Source organism: Mesorhizobium sp. M0296, from assembly GCF_040321675.1.
Lineage (GTDB): Bacteria > Pseudomonadota > Alphaproteobacteria > Rhizobiales > Rhizobiaceae > Mesorhizobium.
Genome location: NZ_JAMYRZ010000001.1, coordinates 187,501 through 207,115 on the forward strand (window position 1 = coordinate 187,501; position 19,615 = coordinate 207,115).

At 61.7% G+C, this 19,615-nt stretch carries 17 protein-coding genes, 1 tRNA gene and 2 rRNA genes (1 of these 20 cut by a window edge); 11 read left to right on the forward strand and 9 right to left on the reverse strand.

The genetic code is table 11. From position 1 onward, the window contains the following. The 3 genes from NKI97_RS00945 to NKI97_RS00955 form a co-directional block, all read left to right on the forward strand. Nucleotides 1–1,510, forward strand: a 23S ribosomal RNA gene (locus NKI97_RS00945); it begins 1,289 nt to the left of the window's first position. A 96-nt stretch (nt 1,511–1,606) separates the two neighbouring features. After that, nucleotides 1,607–1,721: ribosomal RNA gene (gene rrf / locus NKI97_RS00950) — 5S ribosomal RNA — on the forward strand. A 129-nt stretch (nt 1,722–1,850) separates the two neighbouring features. Continuing rightward, nucleotides 1,851–1,927, forward strand: a tRNA-Met gene (locus NKI97_RS00955). Between the two features lie 711 nt (nt 1,928–2,638). Here NKI97_RS00955 and NKI97_RS00960 read toward each other — a convergent pair. From NKI97_RS00960 to NKI97_RS00985, 6 genes are all read right to left on the reverse strand, one after another. Next, nucleotides 2,639–3,145, reverse strand: a complete 507-nt coding sequence (locus tag NKI97_RS00960) for an L-2-amino-thiazoline-4-carboxylic acid hydrolase (RefSeq protein ID WP_352474855.1) — start codon at nt 3,143–3,145, stop codon at nt 2,639–2,641. Further along, complete coding sequence (locus NKI97_RS00965; RefSeq protein WP_352539472.1) at nt 3,142–3,933, reverse strand: ATP-binding cassette domain-containing protein; 792 nt, start codon at nt 3,931–3,933, stop codon at nt 3,142–3,144. The genes NKI97_RS00960 and NKI97_RS00965 overlap by 4 nt, the downstream gene beginning before the upstream one ends. Further along, a complete protein-coding gene (locus tag NKI97_RS00970) occupies nt 3,930–4,931 on the reverse strand; it encodes an ABC transporter ATP-binding protein (RefSeq protein WP_352832211.1) in 1,002 nt (333 codons plus the stop codon). The genes NKI97_RS00965 and NKI97_RS00970 overlap by 4 nt, the downstream gene beginning before the upstream one ends. Then, nucleotides 4,928–5,758, reverse strand: a complete 831-nt coding sequence (locus tag NKI97_RS00975) for an ABC transporter permease (RefSeq protein WP_352832214.1) — start codon at nt 5,756–5,758, stop codon at nt 4,928–4,930. The genes NKI97_RS00970 and NKI97_RS00975 overlap by 4 nt, the downstream gene beginning before the upstream one ends. Next, on the reverse strand, nt 5,755–6,741 hold the full coding sequence (locus tag NKI97_RS00980) for an ABC transporter permease (protein WP_352743056.1): 987 nt from the start codon (nt 6,739–6,741) through the stop codon (nt 5,755–5,757). Before NKI97_RS00980 ends, NKI97_RS00975 begins: the two co-directional genes overlap by 4 nt. Before the next feature lie 286 nt (nt 6,742–7,027). Continuing rightward, nucleotides 7,028–8,638 (reverse strand): ABC transporter substrate-binding protein, encoded by a 1,611-nt coding sequence (locus tag NKI97_RS00985; RefSeq protein ID WP_352832218.1) that lies wholly within the window; start codon nt 8,636–8,638, stop codon nt 7,028–7,030. 366 nt (nt 8,639–9,004) lie between these two features. On the opposite strand from NKI97_RS00985, the gene NKI97_RS00990 reads away from it, so the two are divergent. Next, nucleotides 9,005–10,192, forward strand: a complete 1,188-nt coding sequence (locus NKI97_RS00990) for a M24 family metallopeptidase (RefSeq protein WP_352743052.1) — start codon at nt 9,005–9,007, stop codon at nt 10,190–10,192. A 12-nt stretch (nt 10,193–10,204) separates the two neighbouring features. On the opposite strand, the gene NKI97_RS00995 is transcribed toward NKI97_RS00990, so the two are convergent. From NKI97_RS00995 to NKI97_RS01005, 3 genes are read right to left on the reverse strand one after another with little or no spacing between them, the layout of a single operon-like run. Next, nucleotides 10,205–10,624 carry a cupin domain-containing protein gene (locus NKI97_RS00995; RefSeq protein WP_352448407.1) on the reverse strand — a complete coding sequence of 140 codons (420 nt, stop codon included), beginning with the start codon at nt 10,622–10,624 and terminating at the stop codon, nt 10,205–10,207. 26 nt (nt 10,625–10,650) lie between these two features. Then, nucleotides 10,651–11,490 carry a phosphoenolpyruvate hydrolase family protein gene (locus tag NKI97_RS01000; protein WP_352448406.1) on the reverse strand — a complete coding sequence of 280 codons (840 nt, stop codon included), beginning with the start codon at nt 11,488–11,490 and terminating at the stop codon, nt 10,651–10,653. An 11-nt stretch (nt 11,491–11,501) separates the two neighbouring features. Further along, a complete protein-coding gene (locus NKI97_RS01005) occupies nt 11,502–12,698 on the reverse strand; it encodes a Tm-1-like ATP-binding domain-containing protein (protein ID WP_352448405.1) in 1,197 nt (398 codons plus the stop codon). A 109-nt stretch (nt 12,699–12,807) separates the two neighbouring features. Here NKI97_RS01005 and NKI97_RS01010 point away from each other — a divergent pair, with 109 nt between their 5' ends. The 7 genes from NKI97_RS01010 (at nt 12,808) to NKI97_RS01040 (ending at nt 19,576) form a co-directional block, all read left to right on the forward strand. Then, nucleotides 12,808–13,503 (forward strand): TetR/AcrR family transcriptional regulator, encoded by a 696-nt coding sequence (locus NKI97_RS01010; protein ID WP_502901422.1) that lies wholly within the window; start codon nt 12,808–12,810, stop codon nt 13,501–13,503. 358 nt (nt 13,504–13,861) lie between these two features. Continuing rightward, the gene (locus tag NKI97_RS01015; RefSeq protein WP_352448404.1) at nt 13,862–15,178 is read left to right on the forward strand and encodes an ABC transporter substrate-binding protein; all 1,317 of its coding nucleotides are present in this window, start codon (nt 13,862–13,864) and stop codon (nt 15,176–15,178) included. Between the two features lie 92 nt (nt 15,179–15,270). After that, nucleotides 15,271–16,176 (forward strand): carbohydrate ABC transporter permease, encoded by a 906-nt coding sequence (locus tag NKI97_RS01020; RefSeq protein WP_254816733.1) that lies wholly within the window; start codon nt 15,271–15,273, stop codon nt 16,174–16,176. A 1-nt stretch (nt 16,177) separates the two neighbouring features. Next, a complete protein-coding gene (locus NKI97_RS01025) occupies nt 16,178–17,137 on the forward strand; it encodes a carbohydrate ABC transporter permease (protein ID WP_352448403.1) in 960 nt (319 codons plus the stop codon). Beyond that, entirely contained in the window at nt 17,134–17,355 is a 222-nt protein-coding gene (locus tag NKI97_RS01030; protein WP_023675179.1) for a hypothetical protein, read from the forward strand. Before NKI97_RS01025 ends, NKI97_RS01030 begins: the two co-directional genes overlap by 4 nt. After that, complete coding sequence (locus tag NKI97_RS01035; protein ID WP_352448402.1) at nt 17,352–18,455, forward strand: ABC transporter ATP-binding protein; 1,104 nt, start codon at nt 17,352–17,354, stop codon at nt 18,453–18,455. The genes NKI97_RS01030 and NKI97_RS01035 overlap by 4 nt, the downstream gene beginning before the upstream one ends. Beyond that, nucleotides 18,455–19,576 (forward strand): ABC transporter ATP-binding protein, encoded by a 1,122-nt coding sequence (locus tag NKI97_RS01040; RefSeq protein ID WP_352448401.1) that lies wholly within the window; start codon nt 18,455–18,457, stop codon nt 19,574–19,576. Before NKI97_RS01035 ends, NKI97_RS01040 begins: the two co-directional genes overlap by 1 nt. Nucleotides 19,577–19,615: the final 39 nt, after the last annotated feature.

Consider the following 19,615-nt stretch of genomic DNA (forward strand, 5'->3'; position numbering starts at 1 on the left):
AGTGCGAATGCTGACATGAGTAACGTAAGGGGAGTGAGAGACTCCCCCGCCGAAAGTCCAAGGGTTCCTGCTTAAAGCTAATCTGAGCAGGGTTAGCCGGCCCCTAAGTCGAGGCAGAAATGCGTAGACGATGGGAACCACGTTAATATTCGTGGGCCTGGAGGAAGTGACGGATCATTGAGGTAGTCCAATCTTATCGGATTGAAAGGGCTGCTGCGTGGTTCCAGGAAATAGCTCCTCCTTATAGACCGTACCCGAAACCGACACTGGTGGACTGGTAGAGTATACCAAGGCGCTTGAGAGAACTATGCTGAAGGAACTCGGCAAATTGCACGCGTAACTTCGGAAGAAGCGTGACCCTTTCATGCGCAAGCATGGGAGGGTGGCACAGACCAGGGGGTAGCGACTGTTTATCAAAAACACAGGGCTCTGCGAAGTCGCAAGACGACGTATAGGGTCTGACGCCTGCCCGGTGCTGGAAGGTTAAGAGGAGGGGTGCAAGCTCTGAATCGAAGCCCCAGTAAACGGCGGCCGTAACTATAACGGTCCTAAGGTAGCGAAATTCCTTGTCGGGTAAGTTCCGACCTGCACGAATGGCGTAACGACTTCCCCGCTGTCTCCAGCATAGACTCAGTGAAATTGAATTCCCCGTGAAGATGCGGGGTTCCTGCGGTTAGACGGAAAGACCCCGTGCACCTTTACTATAGCTTTACATTGGCATTCGTAGTGGCATGTGTAGGATAGGTGGTAGGCTTTGAAACCTGGGCGCCAGCTCAGGTGGAGCCACCCTTGAAATACCACCCTTATCACTATGGATGTCTAACCGCGGCCCGTTATCCGGGTCCGGGACAATGTATGGTGGGTAGTTTGACTGGGGCGGTCGCCTCCTAAAGAGTAACGGAGGCGCGCGATGGTGGGCTCAGAACGGTCGGAAATCGTTCGCTGAGTGCAATGGCATAAGCCTGCCTGACTGCGAGACTGACAAGTCGAGCAGAGACGAAAGTCGGTCATAGTGATCCGGTGGTCCCGCGTGGAAGGGCCATCGCTCAACGGATAAAAGGTACGCCGGGGATAACAGGCTGATGACCCCCAAGAGTCCATATCGACGGGGTTGTTTGGCACCTCGATGTCGACTCATCGCATCCTGGGGCTGGAGCAGGTCCCAAGGGTATGGCTGTTCGCCATTTAAAGCGGTACGTGAGTTGGGTTCAGAACGTCGTGAGACAGTTCGGTCCCTATCTGCCGTGGGTGTAGGAATATTGAAAGGATCTGTCCCTAGTACGAGAGGACCGGGATGGACGGATCTCTGGTGGACCTGTTGTGGCGCCAGCCGCATAGCAGGGTAGCTATATCCGGACGGGATAACCGCTGAAGGCATCTAAGCGGGAAACCCACCTTAAAACGAGTATTCCCTGAGAACCGTGGAAGACGACCACGTTGATAGGCCGGGTGTGGAAGAGCGGCAACGCTTGAAGCTTACCGGTACTAATAGTTCGATCGGCTTGATCGTTCTCATTCCTAATGCCCATTTCTGGTGACAATCCTTGGATTGCGCCGAGATGGATGGCACAGAAAACAGCTTCTCGAGCAACGTGCGTTTTGCCGACCTGGTGGTTATGGCGGAGCGGCTGCACCCGATCCCATTCCGAACTCGGCCGTGAAACGCTCCAGCGCTGATGGTACTTCGTCTCAAGACGCGGGAGAGTAGGTCGCTGCCAGGTCTGCCAAGCGCACGTTGTTTAATCTTCTCCTTACGAACAGGCCCGCCAACGGGATATCGGGCCGCGCAAGCGGCCTTTCATTTGGCAGAAGCTTGAATCCAGTGAGCCAAGGCTTACTTCTAGGGTTGACGCGGGGTGGAGCAGCCCGGTAGCTCGTCAGGCTCATAACCTGAAGGTCACAGGTTCAAATCCTGTCCCCGCAACCAAATTCGAAAACGGCCCGCCTTGTGCGGGCCGTTTTCGTATGCGCTGAAGTACGGCGACAGGACACTTTAGCATTCCGCGGCCAATTTTTCGCGTATGTGCTCCGATCCACCTCTCATACGTCGGGCGAATGGCCGATCGGGATTTACGACGCGCCAAAAGGGCGCGCTGCCGTCTTGACTGATATGCACCAGGTGCCGCCGCACAGTCACTGGGCAGCAGGCGTCTGCTCCGTATTTTGCCGCGAGCTTACGTCGTAACTCTGCAAGGTCCGAAAAGTGCCCAGGTCCTGCAGCCCGGAGTTCGTCAGCGACCATTTTCTCGGTTGGGATCAGCATGCTCTGCGTAAGGGTCTTGCCTTTGCGTCGCGTTTTGACCACCGGCAATTCGCTCATAGTTCACCTCCAGGAACTCCCCTACAGAAGACGAACAAGGATGCCGCAATCCGACAGAATCTCGGATTGATTTGATTGCCGTGGCTCGAGGCCACAACCATGAACCCACAAAGACGTCTCCGGCCGGACACTTAGCAACCCGGACACTTAGCAACGAAGCCGACACAGCGGGACACCGAGGCAGATCCTGTCCGCACGAATTCCTTGCAATGCACACATCAAAATTCCCGCTTGCCTTATGGCGCCGGGGTGTTTGGCTCCGTGCTGCCCAACGGAACGGAACTCTACTTCTTCGCCGACACGGCTCGAGCTGCAGCTCTAACCGGCATCGCGGTTGGTCAAGGCGATGTGGCAGCAGCCGGAACCGTGGCCCGCCGTCCAGGTGACGTTGTCGAAGCGCACTCCGGTGGCCTCGAACAGGCCGCGATCGAAGGCGCCGGCGATGCGGCAGAGCGTGGCGAGCTTCTCGTCGTCGATGCCGGCTTCGACCCAGGCGTCCTTCAGCGGGCAGCGCCTGACCCTGAAGGCGATGCGGTCCGGGCCGCGTTCGACATCGGTCGGATACATGCGGCCGCCATCCGGGCTGACGGCTAGGAACGCCTCGCCAATCGCCGGTGCGTCGTTGGGGCCGAAATCGGCGAAGGCCGCCGCCGCAACCTCCCTGCCTCGCCGTTCGATGGTGCGGATCATGATCGCCTCAGCCTTTTCCGCGCCAACTTCCGCGGTCAGCTCGTCGAGCAACAGACGATAGAGATCGGCACGGTTGCGGAAGGCGGAATCGAGTTCGCGCGACAGTTTTTCGGCTCTGGCTTCGGCGTCGGTCATGATGCGTCCTGTTCGATCCTCGAAAGTCTTGGCGCTGCCGCCACCAGCGCCTTGCCGATCGCGGATTGCGGCGCGTCGATGACGGTGCGGGCATCGCCGCGCTCGGCAATCCGCCCGCCGTCCAGAATGGCGATGCGGTGGGCGATGGCACGGACGACGCCGAGATCGTGCGAAATGAACAGATAGGCGATGCGCTCCTCGCGTTGAAGGTCGAGCAGCAGCCGCAGGATCTGCGCGCGAACCGAAACGTCGAGCGCCGACACGGCCTCGTCGAGCACGACCAGCGACGGTTTCGTGGCGATGGCGCGGGCGATTGCAACGCGCTGGCGTTGGCCGCCGGAAATTTCGTGAATGGCGCGGCCGGCGAGACCGGGGCTGAGGCCGACGCGTTCCAGCAGAGCTGCAATACGGCGCGGGCGCTCGGGGCCAGAGGCAATGTGATGGATGCGCAAGGGGTCGTCGAGCACACGCGCGACTGTGGCGCGTGGGTTCAAGGCGGCGAGCGGATCCTGAAACACCATCTGAAGACGAGTGCGCCGGCCGCGCAAGGCAGCGCCGTTCAGCGACAGGAAATCGCTGCCTTCAAATTCGATACGGCCGGTATCGAATTCGATGAGCCGGAGCACTAGACGAGCTATCGTCGACTTGCCGCTGCCGGAAGGTCCGGCCAGCGCCAGCGTCTCGCCGGGGTCGATGTGGAAGGAGACGTCGTCGACCGCGGCGATGGTCTTGCCGCCGCGACTGTATCGTTTGGTCAGGCCGGAAACGGCGAGCAGTGGGTCGGTCATGTTCGCCGCAACAGCGGCTCGGCGTCGAGGCCGAGATGAGCGTCAAGCAGCACACGAGTGTATGCGTGCCGCGGGGCATTGACGATTTGGGCTGTCGAATCGAGCTCGAGCAGCTCGCCATGCCGGAACACCGCTATGCGCTCTGCAAGCTCAGCGGCCAGCGCAATGTCGTGGCTGATGAACAGCAGCGTCATACCGTCCTCGGCCACCAGTCGCCGGATCAGCCCGACAATCTCGGCCTGCACGATGGTGTCCAGCGCACTGGTCGCCTCGTCGGCGATCAGCAGTTTCGGCCCGGCCGCAATCGCTGCGGCGATCGCGACACGCTGCTTCTGGCCGCCCGAGAGCTGGTGTGGAAAGGCGCAGAGGGCAGCGTCCGGATCGGGCAGGCGGACGCGCTCGAGCAGGGTTTTTGCTTTGGCATAGGCGTCTCGCCAACTGAGGCCGAGATGAGTGCAGGCGACTTCCGCGATCTGCTTGCCGATTGGCATCACCGGGTCGAGACTGGCGGATGGGTCCTGGAAAACGAAGCCGATGTCGCGGCCGCCGATGGGGGTGTGGCTTGTCGCAATGACAAATGGTCGGCGCTCTGTCGCGCCCCCCTCTGTCCTGCCGGACATCTCCCCCTCAAGGGGGGAGATTGCGCTTTCATCTCTGCCTTCGCCAATCACCGAAGCTGGCGGAAAGGAACCGGCTGCGAAACTACCGATCTCCCCCCTTGAGGGGGAGATGTCCGGCAGGACAGAGGGGGGTGCCTTGGCACCAAACATTGGCGGCGGAGGCAAGAGCCAATCGATGCGGCCTTCGATCCTGGCGTTGGCCGGCAGCAGCCCGGCAATGGCCAGCGCCAGCGTGCTCTTGCCCGAACCGCTTTCACCGATGATGGCAAAGCGCTCGCCGGCCGTGATGTCGAAGCCGACATTCTTCAGCGCCGCCACCTCGGCGCCGTCGCGGCGATAGGTCACCGTCAGATTGCGGATCGAAGCAAGCGCCGTCACGACAGGCTTCTCCTCACCGCCGTCGTCTCTACGACGCCTTCGCCGGTGAGATACGCACCGAGCACGGTGAGCACGAGCGCTACGCCCGGAATGATCGACAGGAAGGGCGCGGTGCGCAGCACGGCGCGGCCTTCGGCGATCATGCCGCCCCAGGTAACCCGGTTGGGATCGCCGAGGCCGAGAAAGGACAATGCCGCTTCGGTGAGAATCGCCGCTGCAACGATCACCGACGACAAAGCCATTACCGGCGGCAGCGTATTGGGGAGCACCTCGCGCAAGGCGATCTCCAGCGGATGCATGCCGATGACGCGGGCGCCGGCAACAAAATCGCGCTCGCGGATCGACAGCACTTCGGCCCGCGCCACGCGTGCCGGTCCGGTCCAGGCGCCAAGCGCGATCGCCGCGACGACGACGCCGAGCGACGGCCCGACGATGCTCACGAAAGCCAAAGCCAGCAGGAAGGCTGGCACGGTCTGGAACGCGTCGGCGATGCGCATCAGCATCTCGTCGACAACGCCGCCAGCAAAGCCGGCCAACGTGCCGATTATGGCGCCGACGGCAAGGGCGACGGCTGCTGCTGCCAGCCCGACCGCCAGCGAGGTGCGGGCGCCGTGGAGAAGCTCGGCTAGCACGTCGCGGCCGAGCCGGTCGGTGCCGAGCGGCAGCGACCAGTCCTGGAGGGGCGGCAGCAATGCCGGTCCGGCAATCGCCTGCGGATCGCCGGGAAACAACAAAGGCGCGGCAAAAGCCATGGCAAACAGCGCCGCCAGGATGACCGCGCCGGCGATCGCTTCCGGGGTCCGGAGAAAGCGGCGAAGCGGGCTCACGCGCCGGCCCCACTGGCCCCAACGCGCGGATCGAGGAAGGCGTAGGCGATGTCGACGAGAAGGTTGATGATGACGACCAGGACGGCGCTGACGAGAATGATGCCGAGCAGTAGTGGGGTATCCCGCGCGGCCACTGCTTCCTGCGCCAGCCGGCCGAGGCCGGGGACGGAAAAGACGCTCTCGATGACGACGCTGCCGCCCAACATCTGCGCGGATTGCAGGCCGAGCATGGTGACCAGCGGCAACAGCGCGTTACGGGCGACGTGAGCGAGCACGATGCGACGGCGGGAAAGTCCCCTGGCACGGGCGGCCAGCACAAAGTCCTGTCGCCACACCTCGGCCATGCCGGCGCGCGTCATGCGCAGATAGAGCGCGAGATAAATGAAGCCGAGCGCCGAAACCGGCAGGACGAGATGGCGGGCGATATCGGCGGCGCGATCGAGGCCGGTCCTGGCCGAGACGATACTCTCGATGCCGCCGATCGGAAACCAGCGCAGGTCGACGGCGAAGACAATGATCAGCACAAGCCCGAGCCAGAAGCCCGGCACGGCATAGAGCGCCAGCGAGCCGATGGACAGGAAACGATCACGGAAGCTGCCGGGTCTGGCGCCGGCATAGATGCCGAGCGCCGAGCCGAGGCCGAAGGAGAGCGCGGTGGCGCTCCCCATCAACAGAAGCGTGTTGGGCAGGCGCTCGAGGACGACTTCGCGGATCGGCCGCGAAAAGGTGACCGACTGGCCAAGGTCGAGATGCAGCAGCGCCCAAAGGTAATTGGCCAGCCGCGTCAGCTCAGACTGGTCGAGCCCCCAGCGGTGACGCAACAGCTCGATCATGCCGGCGTCGCCGCCGGTCGAGACGATATAGGCATCGACCGCGTCGCCGGGAGCGGCTTCGAGCAGCAGGAAGGTGCCAATGACGACAATCAGCAGCACGAAGATGCTGCCGACGAGACGGCGGCGAAGGAGGATGACGGCGCGGGTCATGGCGCAACGCCGATAGGAGAGCCAAGTCTTCGGTGCCGCGCTCTACGGCGCCCCCCTCTGTCCTGCCGGACATCTCCCCCACAAGGAGGGAGATTGGCAGCTTCGGCGTTGCCGGCCGTCTTGCAACGCTGGAGATTGGCGAAAGCGACAATGACAGCCGATCTCCCCGCTCGTGGGGGAGATGCCAAGTGATGGCAAAGAGGGCAGGACAGAGGGGGCGCGAAAAAGCTCTCATCGCTGAAGCTGAGCACCCACACAAGCGGCACGCAAGTCTGGAGAGACTTCCTTACCCCGCCAGCCAAGTGTCCGCCCAGTTCGATACTGCCCAGCGCGGGTTGTTAGCGATGTTGTTGACCGTATCGCGGGCGACGCTGATGAAACTCCATTCGGCGACGTTGATCAGTGGCAGGTCGGCGGCAACTTTTCTCTGGAACTCCTTGTAGAGTTCGGTGCGGGCGGCGGTGTCGAGCGTCTCCGATGCCTTGGCGATCAGGGCGTCGAGATCGGCATTCTTGTAGCCACCTTGGTTGGAGAAGGGCACGCCGTCGGGAATGCCGCTCTGCACCAGGATGGTGGTCGAGATCGCCGGATCGCCGCGGAACACCGGCGGCCCGACTGCAAGGTCGAAGGCGTGGTCGGTGTAGACAGCCTTGATATGCGCGGCAGAGTCGTTGTTGACCAGCTGGGCGTCGATGCCGATGGCGGCGAGCGCCTGGCGCAGATAGTCGCCGAACTGCTTGGTTTCGTTGAAGTAGGGCGCCGGCAGCAACCTCAGTGAAAAGCGCTTGCCGTCATCGCCCCGGCTGTAGCCGGCCTCGTCAAGCAAGGCGTTGGCCTTGGCGACGTCGAAGGCGTAGGTCGGCACGTCGGCGGTGTAGAATTGCGGGTCGTTTTTCGGCACCGGGCCAGTGGCGGTGGCGGCATAGCCAAGGAATACCGTCTTGACGACGAAATCCTTGTCGATGGCGTGAGCGATCGCCTGGCGTACTTTCAGGTCGGCCAGCTCCTTGCGGCGATGATTGATCTCGACGACGAGCTGGTAGGTCAGCCCTTCATAACCCTTGGTGATCACCTTGACACCGGGCACTTTGGAGATGCGGTCGAGATCGGCCAGGGGCACGGCGGAGAAGGCGGCGAGCTGGATCTCTTCGGCTTCCAGGGCGCTGGCCGCCGACGTGCGGTCCGGCAGCACCTGATAGATGATCTCGTCGAGATAGGGCTCGTCCTTGTCCCAATAATCGGTGTTCTTCTCCAGCCGGTAATATTCGCCGGGCTTGTATTCGGCAAATTTGAACGGTCCGGTGCCGATCGGGGCGTTGTTGGCCGGGTTGTCCTCGATCTTTCCGGTCTCGTAGATGTGCTTGGGCACCACGCTGCTCAGCGCCGGCAAGGCGTTGCGGATCAGCTGGAACGGTGTCGGCTTGGCGAATTTGAACACGGCGGTGGTTTCGTCCGGCGTGTCGACCGCCTCCAGATCCTTGAACACGGTGCGGCCGAGATTCTGCAGCGGCTTCCAGACCTGCAGCGCCGAGAAGGCGACATCGGCTGAGGTGAATGGCTTCCCATCATGCCATTTGACGCCCTCGCGCAGTTTGAACGTCACCGACAGGCCGTCGGCGGCACCTTCCCAGCTGAGCGCCAGGCGCGGATCGAGCCCGTCCTTGCCGCCGAAGGAGGCCTCGGCCAAGGTTTCCACGATCTTGCTCGAGATGAAGAAGACGCCGTTCGAGGCGACAATCGCCGGATTGAGATTGCGCGGCTCGGAATCGGCGGCGACAACCAGTCGTCCGCCCTTTCTCGGCGTCTGCGCCGAGCCGATCGTCGGCATGGCGGTGGAGGCCAACAGCAATGCCGAACCGGCCAGCATCGTACGTCTGGAAATGGTGAACTCTGGCATGATCGAACTCCGTCCTCTCCGCGGACCCGGCCGGGTCCGCCGTACCCCGCGGACGCTCGTAAGCATCCTGCAAAGCTGATTATGGGCCTTGTGCGGGGTTTCGCCAAAGACGGAATTGGCGCATCTCTACGTGGCTTTGAAATTTCCGTCCGCTGGACCAGTTGTACAGAAAACGGTTCGACGCGCGGTTCTAGCAGGACCAGACTGGAGTACAGTGCAGCAGGTGGAGCAGCTTTTAGGGCTGGTTCGCCCGTTCTGGCTGGACCAGATCGGGCAAAATGATGCAGATTTAAGCATAGCCGAGGTTCAGAGCCGGAAAAGCCGGTGCCGGCGAGCGGCCGGCTAAGGAATTTCAGGGAGAGAGACATGAACATTGCCCCAGGCAAGAATGCCGTCGGCAGCGTGCCGTTCGACCAGGCCAGGGTGGACGAGCTGATGGAGGAGGCCGGCATCGACGTGCTGCTCGCCACCTCCAAGCACAACACGCAATATCTGCTTGGCGGCTACAAGTTCATCTTCTTCGCCGCCATGGATGCAATCGGCCACAGCCGTTATCTGCCTGTCGTCGTCTATGAGAAAGGTGGGCCGGAGCATGCCGCCTATATCGGCAACCGCATGGAAGGCGGCGAGCACCAGAATCATCCGTTCTGGACGCCGACACTGCATGCCGCCTGCTGGGGTACGCTCGATGCCGCCAATCTGGCGGTCGAGCATTTGCGAAAGATCGGCAAGGGCAATGCCCGCATCGGCATCGAGCCCGCCTTCCTGCCGTCCGACGCCTATATCCTGATCCGCAACGCGCTGCCGGATGCCAAGCTGATCGATGCGACTGATATGCTGGAGCGCATGCGGGCAATCAAAACCGAGGCGGAGCTGGAAAAGCTGCGCATCGCTTCTGAGCTGATCACCGATTCCATGCTGGCGACCATCGGCTGGGCACGCGAAGGCACGACCAAGAGCGAGATCATCGAACAGCTCAGGCGCGAGGAGACCAATCGCGGCGCGCATTTCGAATATTGCCTGTTGACGCTAGGCTCCAGCCACAACCGCGCCGCCTCGCCGCAGGCGTGGAGGAAGGGCGAGGTGATGTCGATCGATTCCGGCGGCAACTACCACGGCTATATCGGCGATCTTTGCCGCATGGGCGTGCTGGGCGACCCTGACGCCGAACTCGAGGATCTGCTGGCCGAGATCGAGACAGTGCAGCAGGCGGCCTTCTCCAAGGTCAAGGCGGGCACGCTGGGCGGTGACATGATTTCTCATGCCGAAGGCGTTCTGAAGAAATCCAAGGTTGCGGCCTATACTGATTTCTTCGCGCATGGCATGGGGCTGATCACGCATGAAGCGCCGTTCCTGATGACCAACCATCCGGTGACCTATGAAGGCACCTATGCCGCAAAGCCGCTGGAGAAGAACATGGTGCTTTCGGTCGAGACGACCATGCTCCACCCGACGCGCGGCTTCATCAAGCTGGAGGACACGGTGGCGGTGACCGATGCCGGTTACGTCATGTTCGGCGATCGGGGCAGGGGCTGGAACAGGGGTGGGGCTTAGGCGCCTTCTATCTCACTTCCCGCCCGGCGGCATCAACCTGAAATCCGGCAACTCCCGCAATGCCAGTTCCGGCCCTGCCGGCGAATAGACGACGAAAAGCTGCATCGGCCCGTCGCCGGTATTGAGCGTCGAGTGGAAGCGGCTTTCCGGCACATAGATGGTGCAGCCGGGGCCGACTTTCTCGACGACCGGGTTGCCTTTCTCGTCTTCGACCATCTGCTCGCCATTGCCTGAGATGACAAAGATGATCTCCTCCGCACCCGGATGGTTATGACGCGTATGGCCTTTGCCTGACGGTAGGTCGACGACACCACCGGAAAATCGCTTTGCGCCGTTCACTTCGGGAGCGACCGTCAGCGACAGCCTGCCCCAGTCGAAGCCGAAGGCGCTGACGTCTTTTGGATATACGAATACCTTGCTGTTGTCGGTCATCGTTCCACCCTTCTGTTTGCTGGTCTCTACGCAGCGCCGAACGTGACCGCCTTGAAATCCGCCGTCTGCCTGGCGATTGAGGCTTCCGCCGGCAGCCGCTCCATCGAACTGGCGCCATAGAACCCGTGCAGGCCCTTGCAGCGCTCGAGAATATATCTGGCGTCGTCCGGCATCGAGATCGGCCCGCCATGGCAAAGCAGGATCATATCCTCGCGCGCTGAGCGTGCCGCTTTGGCGATGGCGTCGATCTCGCTCACACAGTCGTCCAGCGATTTAGCCGATGTCGCGCCAATCGAGCCGCCGGTGGTCACCCCCATATGGGCGACGACGATGTCGGCGCCAGCTGTTGTCATGGCGCGCGCCTCGTCTGGGTTGAAGACATAGGGCGTGGTCAACAGGTCGAGTTTGTGAGCCTCGGCGATCATGTCGACCTCGAGCCCGAAGCCCATGCCGGTTTCTTCAAAACTCTGCCGCATCTGGCCGTCGAACAGTCCGATGGTCGGAAAGTTCTGCACACCGGAAAAGCCCATCGTCTTCAACTCGGCCAAAAGCAGCGGCATGATGACGAAGGGATCGGTGCCGTTGACGCCGGCCAGCACAGGCGTCTTCTTCACTACCGGCAGCACTTCGTAGGCCATTTCCTTGACGATCTCGTTGGCGTTGCCATAGGCGAGCAGGCCGGCGGCCGAGCCGCGCCCGGCCATGCGGTAGCGGCCGGAATTGTAGATGATGATCAGGTCGATGCCGCCGGCTTCCTCTGCCTTGGCCGACAGGCCGGTGCCGGCACCGCCGCCGACGATCGGCACGCCGTCCGCGATCATCTTGCGGAATTTCTCCAGGATTTTCTTGCGCGGTATGGCGGCCATGTCTTGGTGTCTCACTGTCTGGCGATGTCGAGGAAGGCCGTCGTGGCAGCCCAGGCGAATTCGGGGTCGTTGATATGAAGCGGCAGGCGCAGCACGCGCCGCGTTTTGGCCGGTTTGATGGTACGCTCGATCGCCCCGAACAAAGCGGCATCGGCTTCAGGGTCGAAGAAGGCGCCGCCTTCAATGTCGAGCGCCGACACGCCTTTCTCCGGAATGAGGAAACGAACCGGACCCTGGCAGAGGCTCAGCCTTGTACCGATCCATTCGCCGATCGTTCTGCTTTCGTCGGCAGTGGTGCGCATCAGTGTGACGTTTGGATTGTGCTCATAGAACAGCCGGCCGCGATAGCGTTCCGGAATTGTCGGCGGCGCCCAGAAATTGACCATGTCGAGCGCGCCGACCGAGCCCACATAAGGCAGCCCGGTGCGGGCGATGGCGCCAAAGCGATCTTCGGTCGCCGGCAGCACGCCGCCAAGCACCAAGTCGCAGACTTCGGTCGTTGTGATGTCGATGACGCCTGACAACAGGCCGCTGTCGGCCAATTTTTCCATGGTGCGGCCGCCGGTGCCGGTGGCATGAAAGACCATGCAGTCATAAGTCGAACGAAGCTCATCGGCGATCGCGGTCACGCATGGCGTGGTGACGCCGAACATGGTGAGGCCGAGCGACGGTTTGCCCTCGGGCGGCGGCGCCGGCTTTGTCGCCATGCCTGATATCGCCTGGGCGGCATTGTGCAGCACGACACGCGAAAGCCGGTTGAGGCCGGCCATGTCGGTCACCGACGGCATCATGACGATGTCGGAGATGTCGACGTAAGGCGCGGTGTCACCCGAGGCCAACGTCGAAACCATGATCTTGGGCAGACCGAGTGGCAGCGTGCGCATGCCTGCGGTGATGATCGAGGTGCCGCCACCGCCGCCAATGCCGATAATCCCGGCAATATCGCTGCGCGACTGGACAAACCGGGCAAAGGCGGCAGCCATCGCCGCCACCGCGGTGCCGCGATCGTCGACGCCGAGCACGGCATTGCGACCCTCGGAATGGTGGCTGGCGACCTCGTCTGCCGAAACATCGACCGGCACGGTCGCGCCGCGTGTTCCGATGTCGACACGGGCAATCGAAGCGCCGGTAGCCGCGACCGCATCGGCCAGAAATGCGAGTTCCTCGCCCTTGGTGTCGGCGGTGCCCACCACATAGATGCGCTTCATCGCGTTTCCCCGGTCTTGGGCGTGCTCGGCGCTGCCGCCCCTTTTTGCCCGGCCGTTCGACGGCGCGAAGGGCCATTGCAATTTTTTGAGACACGCGTATCGTATTGACATGAATGTCTCACGTCAACAAGCGGCAATGGACGACGATGCCAGCCAAGGGCCGAACCCCCAAGTAGAGCGCGGGGCCCGCGCGCGCACCAGGCGTCTCATGCTTGAGACGGCGACAAAGCTGATGCAGGCGGGCGCCACGCCCTCCGTCAGCGAGGTGGCGGAGGCAGCGGAGGTCTCGCGCGCCACCGCCTATCGGTATTTTCCGAGCCAAGCGGCGTTGGTGCAGGCGGTGGTCGATGAGGGGCTTGGGCCGATCCTTACGTGGAAATCGAGCTCTGCCGATCCCGAGCGCCGGGTCGCCGAGCTGTTCGAGACCGCCATGCCGCGCATCGAGGTCTTCGAAGCGACGTTCAAGGCGGCGCTGAAACTGTCGCTCGACCAGTGGGCGCAGCGACAGGCAGGCACGCTTGACGGCGAACCTGCCTTCACGCGCGGCCATCGCGTCGATCTTTTGAAAGATGCGATCGCGCCACTCAAAGGCCGGTTGCCGCCGCGCGAATTCAAGCGGCTCGCGCAGGCGCTGTCATTGATCTTCGGTGTTGAGGTGCTGATCGTTTTAAAGGATATATGGGGATTGGATAGCCGCAGTATGATGTCGGTTGCGCAATGGGCGGCCGGCGCTCTTGTGCGCGCGGCTATGACCGAATCGATGATTGAAGGAGATGGGATCGCGCCGACGACCGCCGTGAGATGACGCCAATCTGGTTCGACCAGATTTTCAACCTGGCTATTCATGCTACTAGCGATGCAGCGGCCCAAGTAAGGCATTCATGTATCAAGGAGTAGGAAAATTCAGGGAAAACAGGCAGATATCGCAGAAGCCAACTTGTCTGCGTGTCCGCCACCGCCCAAGAAAGGGCTTGACGTTCCTCTTAAATTGGTAATACCAGATCAGGACAAATAAAGCGGATCAAAGGTGAAGGCTGAGATCCGTTTCGGTCGAGCGAGGAGGCTCAAAAACCGGAACGGTGCCGTCACGGGAGGACTACCAGGGCCGGCCTCGCCGCCGGCTCGCATGACGCGGTAGAATGCGCACAAGGGAGGAAATCATTATGCGCAAGACAATGACCAGCTTGCTTGCTGGTATCGGCCTAGTGCTCGCCTGCGGAACGTCCGTCTACGCGCAGGAAAAGGAACTTACAATCTTCTGGGCGGAATGGGATCCGGCCAATTACCTGCAGGAACTCGGCAACGAGTACGAGAAGGAGACCGGCGTCAAGATCACGGTGGAAACCACACCGTGGCCCGACTTCCAGACCAAGGCCTTCACCGAGTTCAACGCCCATGGCGACGCCTACGATATGGTCGTCGGCGACTCGCAATGGCTTGGTGCTGGCTCGACCGGTGGCCACTATGTCGACCTGACCGACTTCTTCAACAAGCACAAGGTCGGTGAAGTGATGGCACCGGCCACGGTGAAATACTATGCCGAATATCCGGGCGGCAGCAGCAAGTACTGGGCCATTCCGCTCGAAGGCGACGCCGTCGGCTGGTCCTATCGCAAGGACTGGTTCGAAGACCCCAAGGAAAAGGAAGCCTTCAAGGCCAAGTATGGCTACGATCTCGACGTGCCGAAGGATTTCAAGGCGCTACGCGACATCGCCGAATTCTTCTACCGGCCGGACCAGAAAAAATACGGCATCGCCATCTACACCGACAATTCTTATGACGCGATGGCGATGGGCTTCGAAAACGCGCTGTTCTCCTTTGGCGGCGAGCTGGGTGACTATAAGACCTACAAGGTCGATGGCTTCATCAACTCCGACAAGGCGATCGCGGCGCTCGACGCCTACAAGGAACTCTACAAGTTCACGCCTCCGGGCTGGGCCAAGTCGTTCTTCGTCGAGGACAACCAGGCGATCACTGAAAACCTGGCCGCGATGAGCATGAACTACTTCGCGTTCTTCCCCTCGTTGATCAACGAGGCGTCGAACCCGAACGCCAAGAACACCGGCTTCTTCGCCAATCCAGCCGGACCTGGCGGCGACCAGTTCGCCGCACTCGGCGGTCAGGGCATCTCCATCGTTTCCTACTCGCAGAAGCAGGAAGAGGCGACGAAGTTCCTGGAATGGTTCATCAAGGACGAGACCCAGAAGAAATGGGCAGCGCTTGGCGGCTACACCTGCAGTGCCGCCGTGCTCAAGTCGCCCGAATTCCAGAACGCCACGCCCTACAACAAGGCGTTCTACGAGACCATGTTCAAGGTCAAGGACTTCTGGGCGGTTCCGGAATACGCTGAACTGCTGCAGCAGCTTAACCAGCGCATCTATCCTTACATGATCGGCGGCGAAGGCACCGCCAAGGAGACGCTGGACGCACTGGCAGCCGACTGGAACGCGACCTTCAAGAAATACGGCCGCGGCCAATAAGTATGAAGTTTCACGGAGGGGGCGTTCGTGCCTCCTCCGTTTCTTTTTCTGATTTTTGAAATCTTTCTGATTTCTGAACTGGGAGCAGGGTCTTGGCGACCACAATGATCACCACGCTGGACAGGTCCTCGCGGGCCGCCGCTCGCGGTCTAAGCGACATTTCGATCCGCAATCTCTTCATCATCCCGACGATCCTGTTTCTGATCGTCTTTAACATCTTCCCGCTGATCTATTCGCTGGGCTATTCGTTCACCGATTTCCGCGCCTCGACCAGCGCGGCGGCGAATTTCGTCGGGCTGCAAAACTATCGCGACCTGCTCAGCGATCCCTATGTCTGGTCCAACTTCGCCATCACCGCAAAATACGTCATCATCTCGGTCGCCGGCCAGCTGCTCGTCGGCTTCGGCGTGGCCATGCTGCTCAATCGCGACATTCCGCTCAAGGGCCTGCTGACGACGCTCCTGTTGTTGCCGATGATGCTGTCGATGGCCGTCGTCGGCCTGTTCTGGAAGCTGCTCTACGATCCGTCCTTCGGCATCATCAATTATGCGCTCGGCCTCGGCACCTTCGAATGGCTGTCGAATCCGAAAATGGCGCTCTATGCGGTTGCGCTGACCGACATCTGGATGTGGTCGCCCTTCGTCATGCTGTTGTCGCTGGCCGGCCTGTCGGCCGTGCCCAAGCATCTCTACGAGGCAGCCGCGATCGACAGGGCCGGGCCGTTCTACACCTTCTTCCGCATAACGCTGCCGCTGGTTGCGCCGATCCTGATGATCGCGGTCATCTTCCGCACCATGGAGGCGTTCAAGACCTTCGACCTCGCCTACATCCTGACCAGCCAGCCGACGGCCGAGCTGATCTCGATCCGGCTCTACAAGATGGCGTTCCAGGAATGGCAGACCGGGCGTTCCTGCGCGCTCGCCTACATCGTGCTGATCATGGTGCTGGCGATCACCAACATCTATGTCAAATACCTCAACAAGGTGAAGGAGCGCTGAGATGGCCGCAGTCCGCACTTCTTCCGAAATCACCTTCAACCGGGTCGCCATCGTCGCTGTCCTGCTGGTGACGATCATCTTCCTGGCGCCGATCTACTGGATCGCCTCGACGGCGTTCAAGCCGCGCAACCTCGCCACCACCATTCCGCCGACGGTGGTTTTCCAGCCGGAGATATCGCCCTTCGTCAAGTTGTTCACCAAGCGTTCGCAGCTGCGCAGCCCGCCGTCGCCGGAGGAGTACGCGGCTGCGCCGTGGTGGGAGCGCGTCGTCTTCAATGGGGGCGAAAAGATCGTGCGCGACGGCAAGGGCCAGGTGCAGTGGTCGGGCTATCCGAGCCGTTTCATGAACTCACTGATCGTTGCCATAACCTCGACCGTCCTGGCCGTCGGCATGGGCACCTTCACCGCCTATGGGTTCTCGCGCTTCAAGGTAAAAGGCGAGGCGGACCTACTGTTCTTCATCCTGTCGACACGCATGCTGCCGCCGGTGGTCGTCGCCATTCCGATGTTCCTGATGTACCGGGCGGTCGGCCTCAACGATTCCCATATCGGCCTGATCATCCTTTACACCGCCTTCAACCTGTCCTTCTCGGTGTGGCTGATGAAAGGCTTCATGGACGAGATCCCCAAGGAGTATGAGGAGGCGGCCCTCGTCGACGGCTATACGCGCATGGAGGCCTTCTTCAAGATCGTGCTGCCCGAGGCCGCCACCGGCATCGCCGCCACCGCCGTGTTCTGCTTTATCACGGCGTGGAACGAATATGCCTTCGCACTGATCATGACCAGCCGCCGTGCCCAGACAGCACCGCCCTTCATCCCCAGCCAGATCGGTTCCGGCCTGCCGGACTGGACGGTGATTGCCGCCGGAACCTTCCTGTTCCTGCTGCCGGTCGCGATCTTCACCTTCCTGCTCCGCAACCACCTGTTGCGCGGCATGTCGTTTGGAGCGATCCGCAAATGAGCTTTCGCGACATCAACCAGAAATATCTCGAACCGGGCAGCCAGGTGCTGATGGTGCTCGGTATCATCGCGCTCTGCCAGCCGTGGAACATGCTGCTGCACAGCTATGGCGTGACCATCATCCTGATCGGCCTGATCGGCTTCAACATCACCTCCAAGATCGCGCCGGAGGAGAAGGCCGGCACCGGGCAAGGGGCAAATCCGGGGGCACAGCATTGACCCAGATCGAGCTTCGAGGCGTCCAGAAATATTTCGGCGCCGTCCAGGTCATCAAAGACCTCAACCTGAAGATCGACGACAACGAGTTCATCGTGCTGCTCGGCCAGTCGGGCTGCGGGAAGACGACGACGCTCAGGGCGATTGCCGGGCTGGAGACGATCGACGGCGGCGACATCCTCATCGACGGCAAGCCGGTCCAGCACCTCAAGGCCGCCGATCGCGATATCGCCATGGTCTTCCAGTCGTTCTCGCTCTATCCGCATATGAGCGTCTATGAGAACATCGCCTTTCCGCTCAGGGCGACGCGCAAGAGCAAGGCCGAGATCGACAGCGAGGTTCGCTCGGTCGCCAAGAAGCTGCAGATCAGCGATCTCCTCGCCAAGAAACCGTCGGCGCTGTCGGGCGGCGACATGCAGCGCGTGGCGATCGGCCGAGCCTTGGTGCGGCGGCCGAAGGCGATGCTGATGGACGAGCCGATCGGGGCGCTCGATGCCAAGCTGCGCGAGGAGATGCGGGCCGAGATCAAGCGGCTGCACATCAAGCAGGGCTCGACCAGCATCTACGTCACCCACGACCAGATCGAGGCGATGAGCCTCGCCGACCGCATCGTCATCATGCATGAAGGTGTGCTGCAGCAGGTCGGCTCGCCGGACGAGGTCTATTCGCATCCGGCGAATCTTTTCGTCGCGCAATTTGTAGGCAGCCCGGTGATGAACGTCGCCGACGCTTCGGTGACCGAGAAAGCCTCATCGGCCTCGGTCACGGTCGGCGATGCGGCCGCCGGTTTCGAATTCCCGCGCGCCTTGCTGTCGAAGCTCAACGGCCATGCCGGCAGCCAACTCGCGCTCGGCATCCGGCCGGAAGGCGTCCTCGTCCGCCGCGAAGCCGCCGAGGGATTCTTGCCGGTGGAGACGCAGATCGTCGAGCCGCTCGGGTCCTTCGACATCGTCGACCTCAAGGTCGGCTCCAAGATGCTGCGTGCGCGCACCAAGAGCGGCTTCATCGGCGGCCCCGGCGAAAGAGTCTTCGTCAGAATCGATCCCAGCCAGGCGCATTTCTTCGACACGGCGAGCGGCAAATCGCTGGGAGTGAGACTCTGATGGCCCACATCCAGCTCAAGAACATCTCGAAGAAATTCGGCAATCACACCGCCTTGACCGGGCTCGATCTCGACATCGCCGATGGCGAGTTCTTCGTCCTGCTTGGCGAGACCGGCGCCGGCAAGACGACGACGCTGCGCATGATTGCCGGCCTGGAAAAACCGAGCGAAGGCCAGGTCTTCATCGACGGCGTCGATGTCGCCGACTGGGGCGCGGCCGAGCGTGACGTGGCGCTGGTGCTGCAGCAATATTCGCTGTACCCGCGCTATACGGTGCGCCAGAACCTCGAATTTCCGCTGAAGCCGAAGATCCGCCGGCTGCCCGATGCCGAGATCAAGGATCGTGTCGACCGCGCGGCCAGGACGCTGAGGATCGAGCATCTGCTCGACCGCAAGACCGACAGGCTTTCAGGCGGCGAGATGCAGCGCGTCTCGATCGGTCGCGCCATCGTGCGCAAGCCGCGGGTATTCCTGATGGACGAGCCGTTGTCGGCGCTCGACGCCAAATTGCGCGAGGCGCTGCGCACCGAATTGAAGAACCTGCAGATGCAGCTTGGCGCCACCTTCCTGTTCGTGACGCATGATCAGATCGAGGCGATGTCGATGGGTGACAAGGTCGGCGTGCTCAACCATGGCCGCATCGTACAGACCGGCACGCCGTACGAGATCTATAACAATCCGCGCGACACCTACGTGGCAAGCTTCGTCGGCTCGCCGCCGATGAACCTCATCGACGGCAAGCTCGTCAACGGACGTGCGGTGATGGCGCCGCTCAATTTCGAATTGCCGTTTGCGGGGGGTGCCAAGACTTCGGGGGGTGCCAAGACTTCGTGGGGGCTAAAGACGGGCGCGGCGACCGACGGTCGCCCGCTCGTCTTCGGTATTCGTCCCGAGGACGTCTATCTCGAGACCGGCGCGCCGGTCGAGGCGCGGGTCCATGACGTCGAGAACCATGGCGTCGAGAAGATCCTGACGCTGCGGGTCGGCGACGCCATGCTGCGCGCCACCGTGCCTGCGAGGACCGACGTCCAGATAGAGCAGCCGGTGCGCTTTGCCTGGAACCCGGACAAGGTGGTGCTGTTCGACAAGGGCAGCGGAATAAGCCTGCGTCACGCCGGCTAAGTACAAGCGTCTTTACTGCGCTAGAGCGGGATACGTTCA

Coding starts and splice junctions, on each gene's coding strand:
- NKI97_RS00990 (WP_352743052.1), top strand. CDS start 9,005: ATGAACATTGCCCCAGGCAAGAATGCCGTCGGCAGCGTGCCGTTCGAC.
- NKI97_RS01005 (WP_352448405.1), bottom strand. CDS start 12,698: ATGAAGCGCATCTATGTGGTGGGCACCGCCGACACCAAGGGCGAGGAA.
- NKI97_RS01030 (WP_023675179.1), top strand. CDS start 17,134: ATGAGCTTTCGCGACATCAACCAGAAATATCTCGAACCGGGCAGCCAG.
- NKI97_RS00980 (WP_352743056.1), bottom strand. CDS start 6,741: ATGACCCGCGCCGTCATCCTCCTTCGCCGCCGTCTCGTCGGCAGCATC.
- NKI97_RS01000 (WP_352448406.1), bottom strand. CDS start 11,490: ATGGCCGCCATACCGCGCAAGAAAATCCTGGAGAAATTCCGCAAGATG.
- NKI97_RS01040 (WP_352448401.1), top strand. CDS start 18,455: ATGGCCCACATCCAGCTCAAGAACATCTCGAAGAAATTCGGCAATCAC.
- NKI97_RS00965 (WP_352539472.1), bottom strand. CDS start 3,933: ATGACCGACCCACTGCTCGCCGTTTCCGGCCTGACCAAACGATACAGT.
- NKI97_RS00995 (WP_352448407.1), bottom strand. CDS start 10,624: ATGACCGACAACAGCAAGGTATTCGTATATCCAAAAGACGTCAGCGCC.
- NKI97_RS00985 (WP_352832218.1), bottom strand. CDS start 8,638: ATGCCAGAGTTCACCATTTCCAGACGTACGATGCTGGCCGGTTCGGCA.
- NKI97_RS01015 (WP_352448404.1), top strand. CDS start 13,862: ATGCGCAAGACAATGACCAGCTTGCTTGCTGGTATCGGCCTAGTGCTC.
- NKI97_RS01025 (WP_352448403.1), top strand. CDS start 16,178: ATGGCCGCAGTCCGCACTTCTTCCGAAATCACCTTCAACCGGGTCGCC.
- NKI97_RS00960 (WP_352474855.1), bottom strand. CDS start 3,145: ATGACCGACGCCGAAGCCAGAGCCGAAAAACTGTCGCGCGAACTCGAT.
- NKI97_RS01010 (WP_502901422.1), top strand. CDS start 12,808: ATGAATGTCTCACGTCAACAAGCGGCAATGGACGACGATGCCAGCCAA.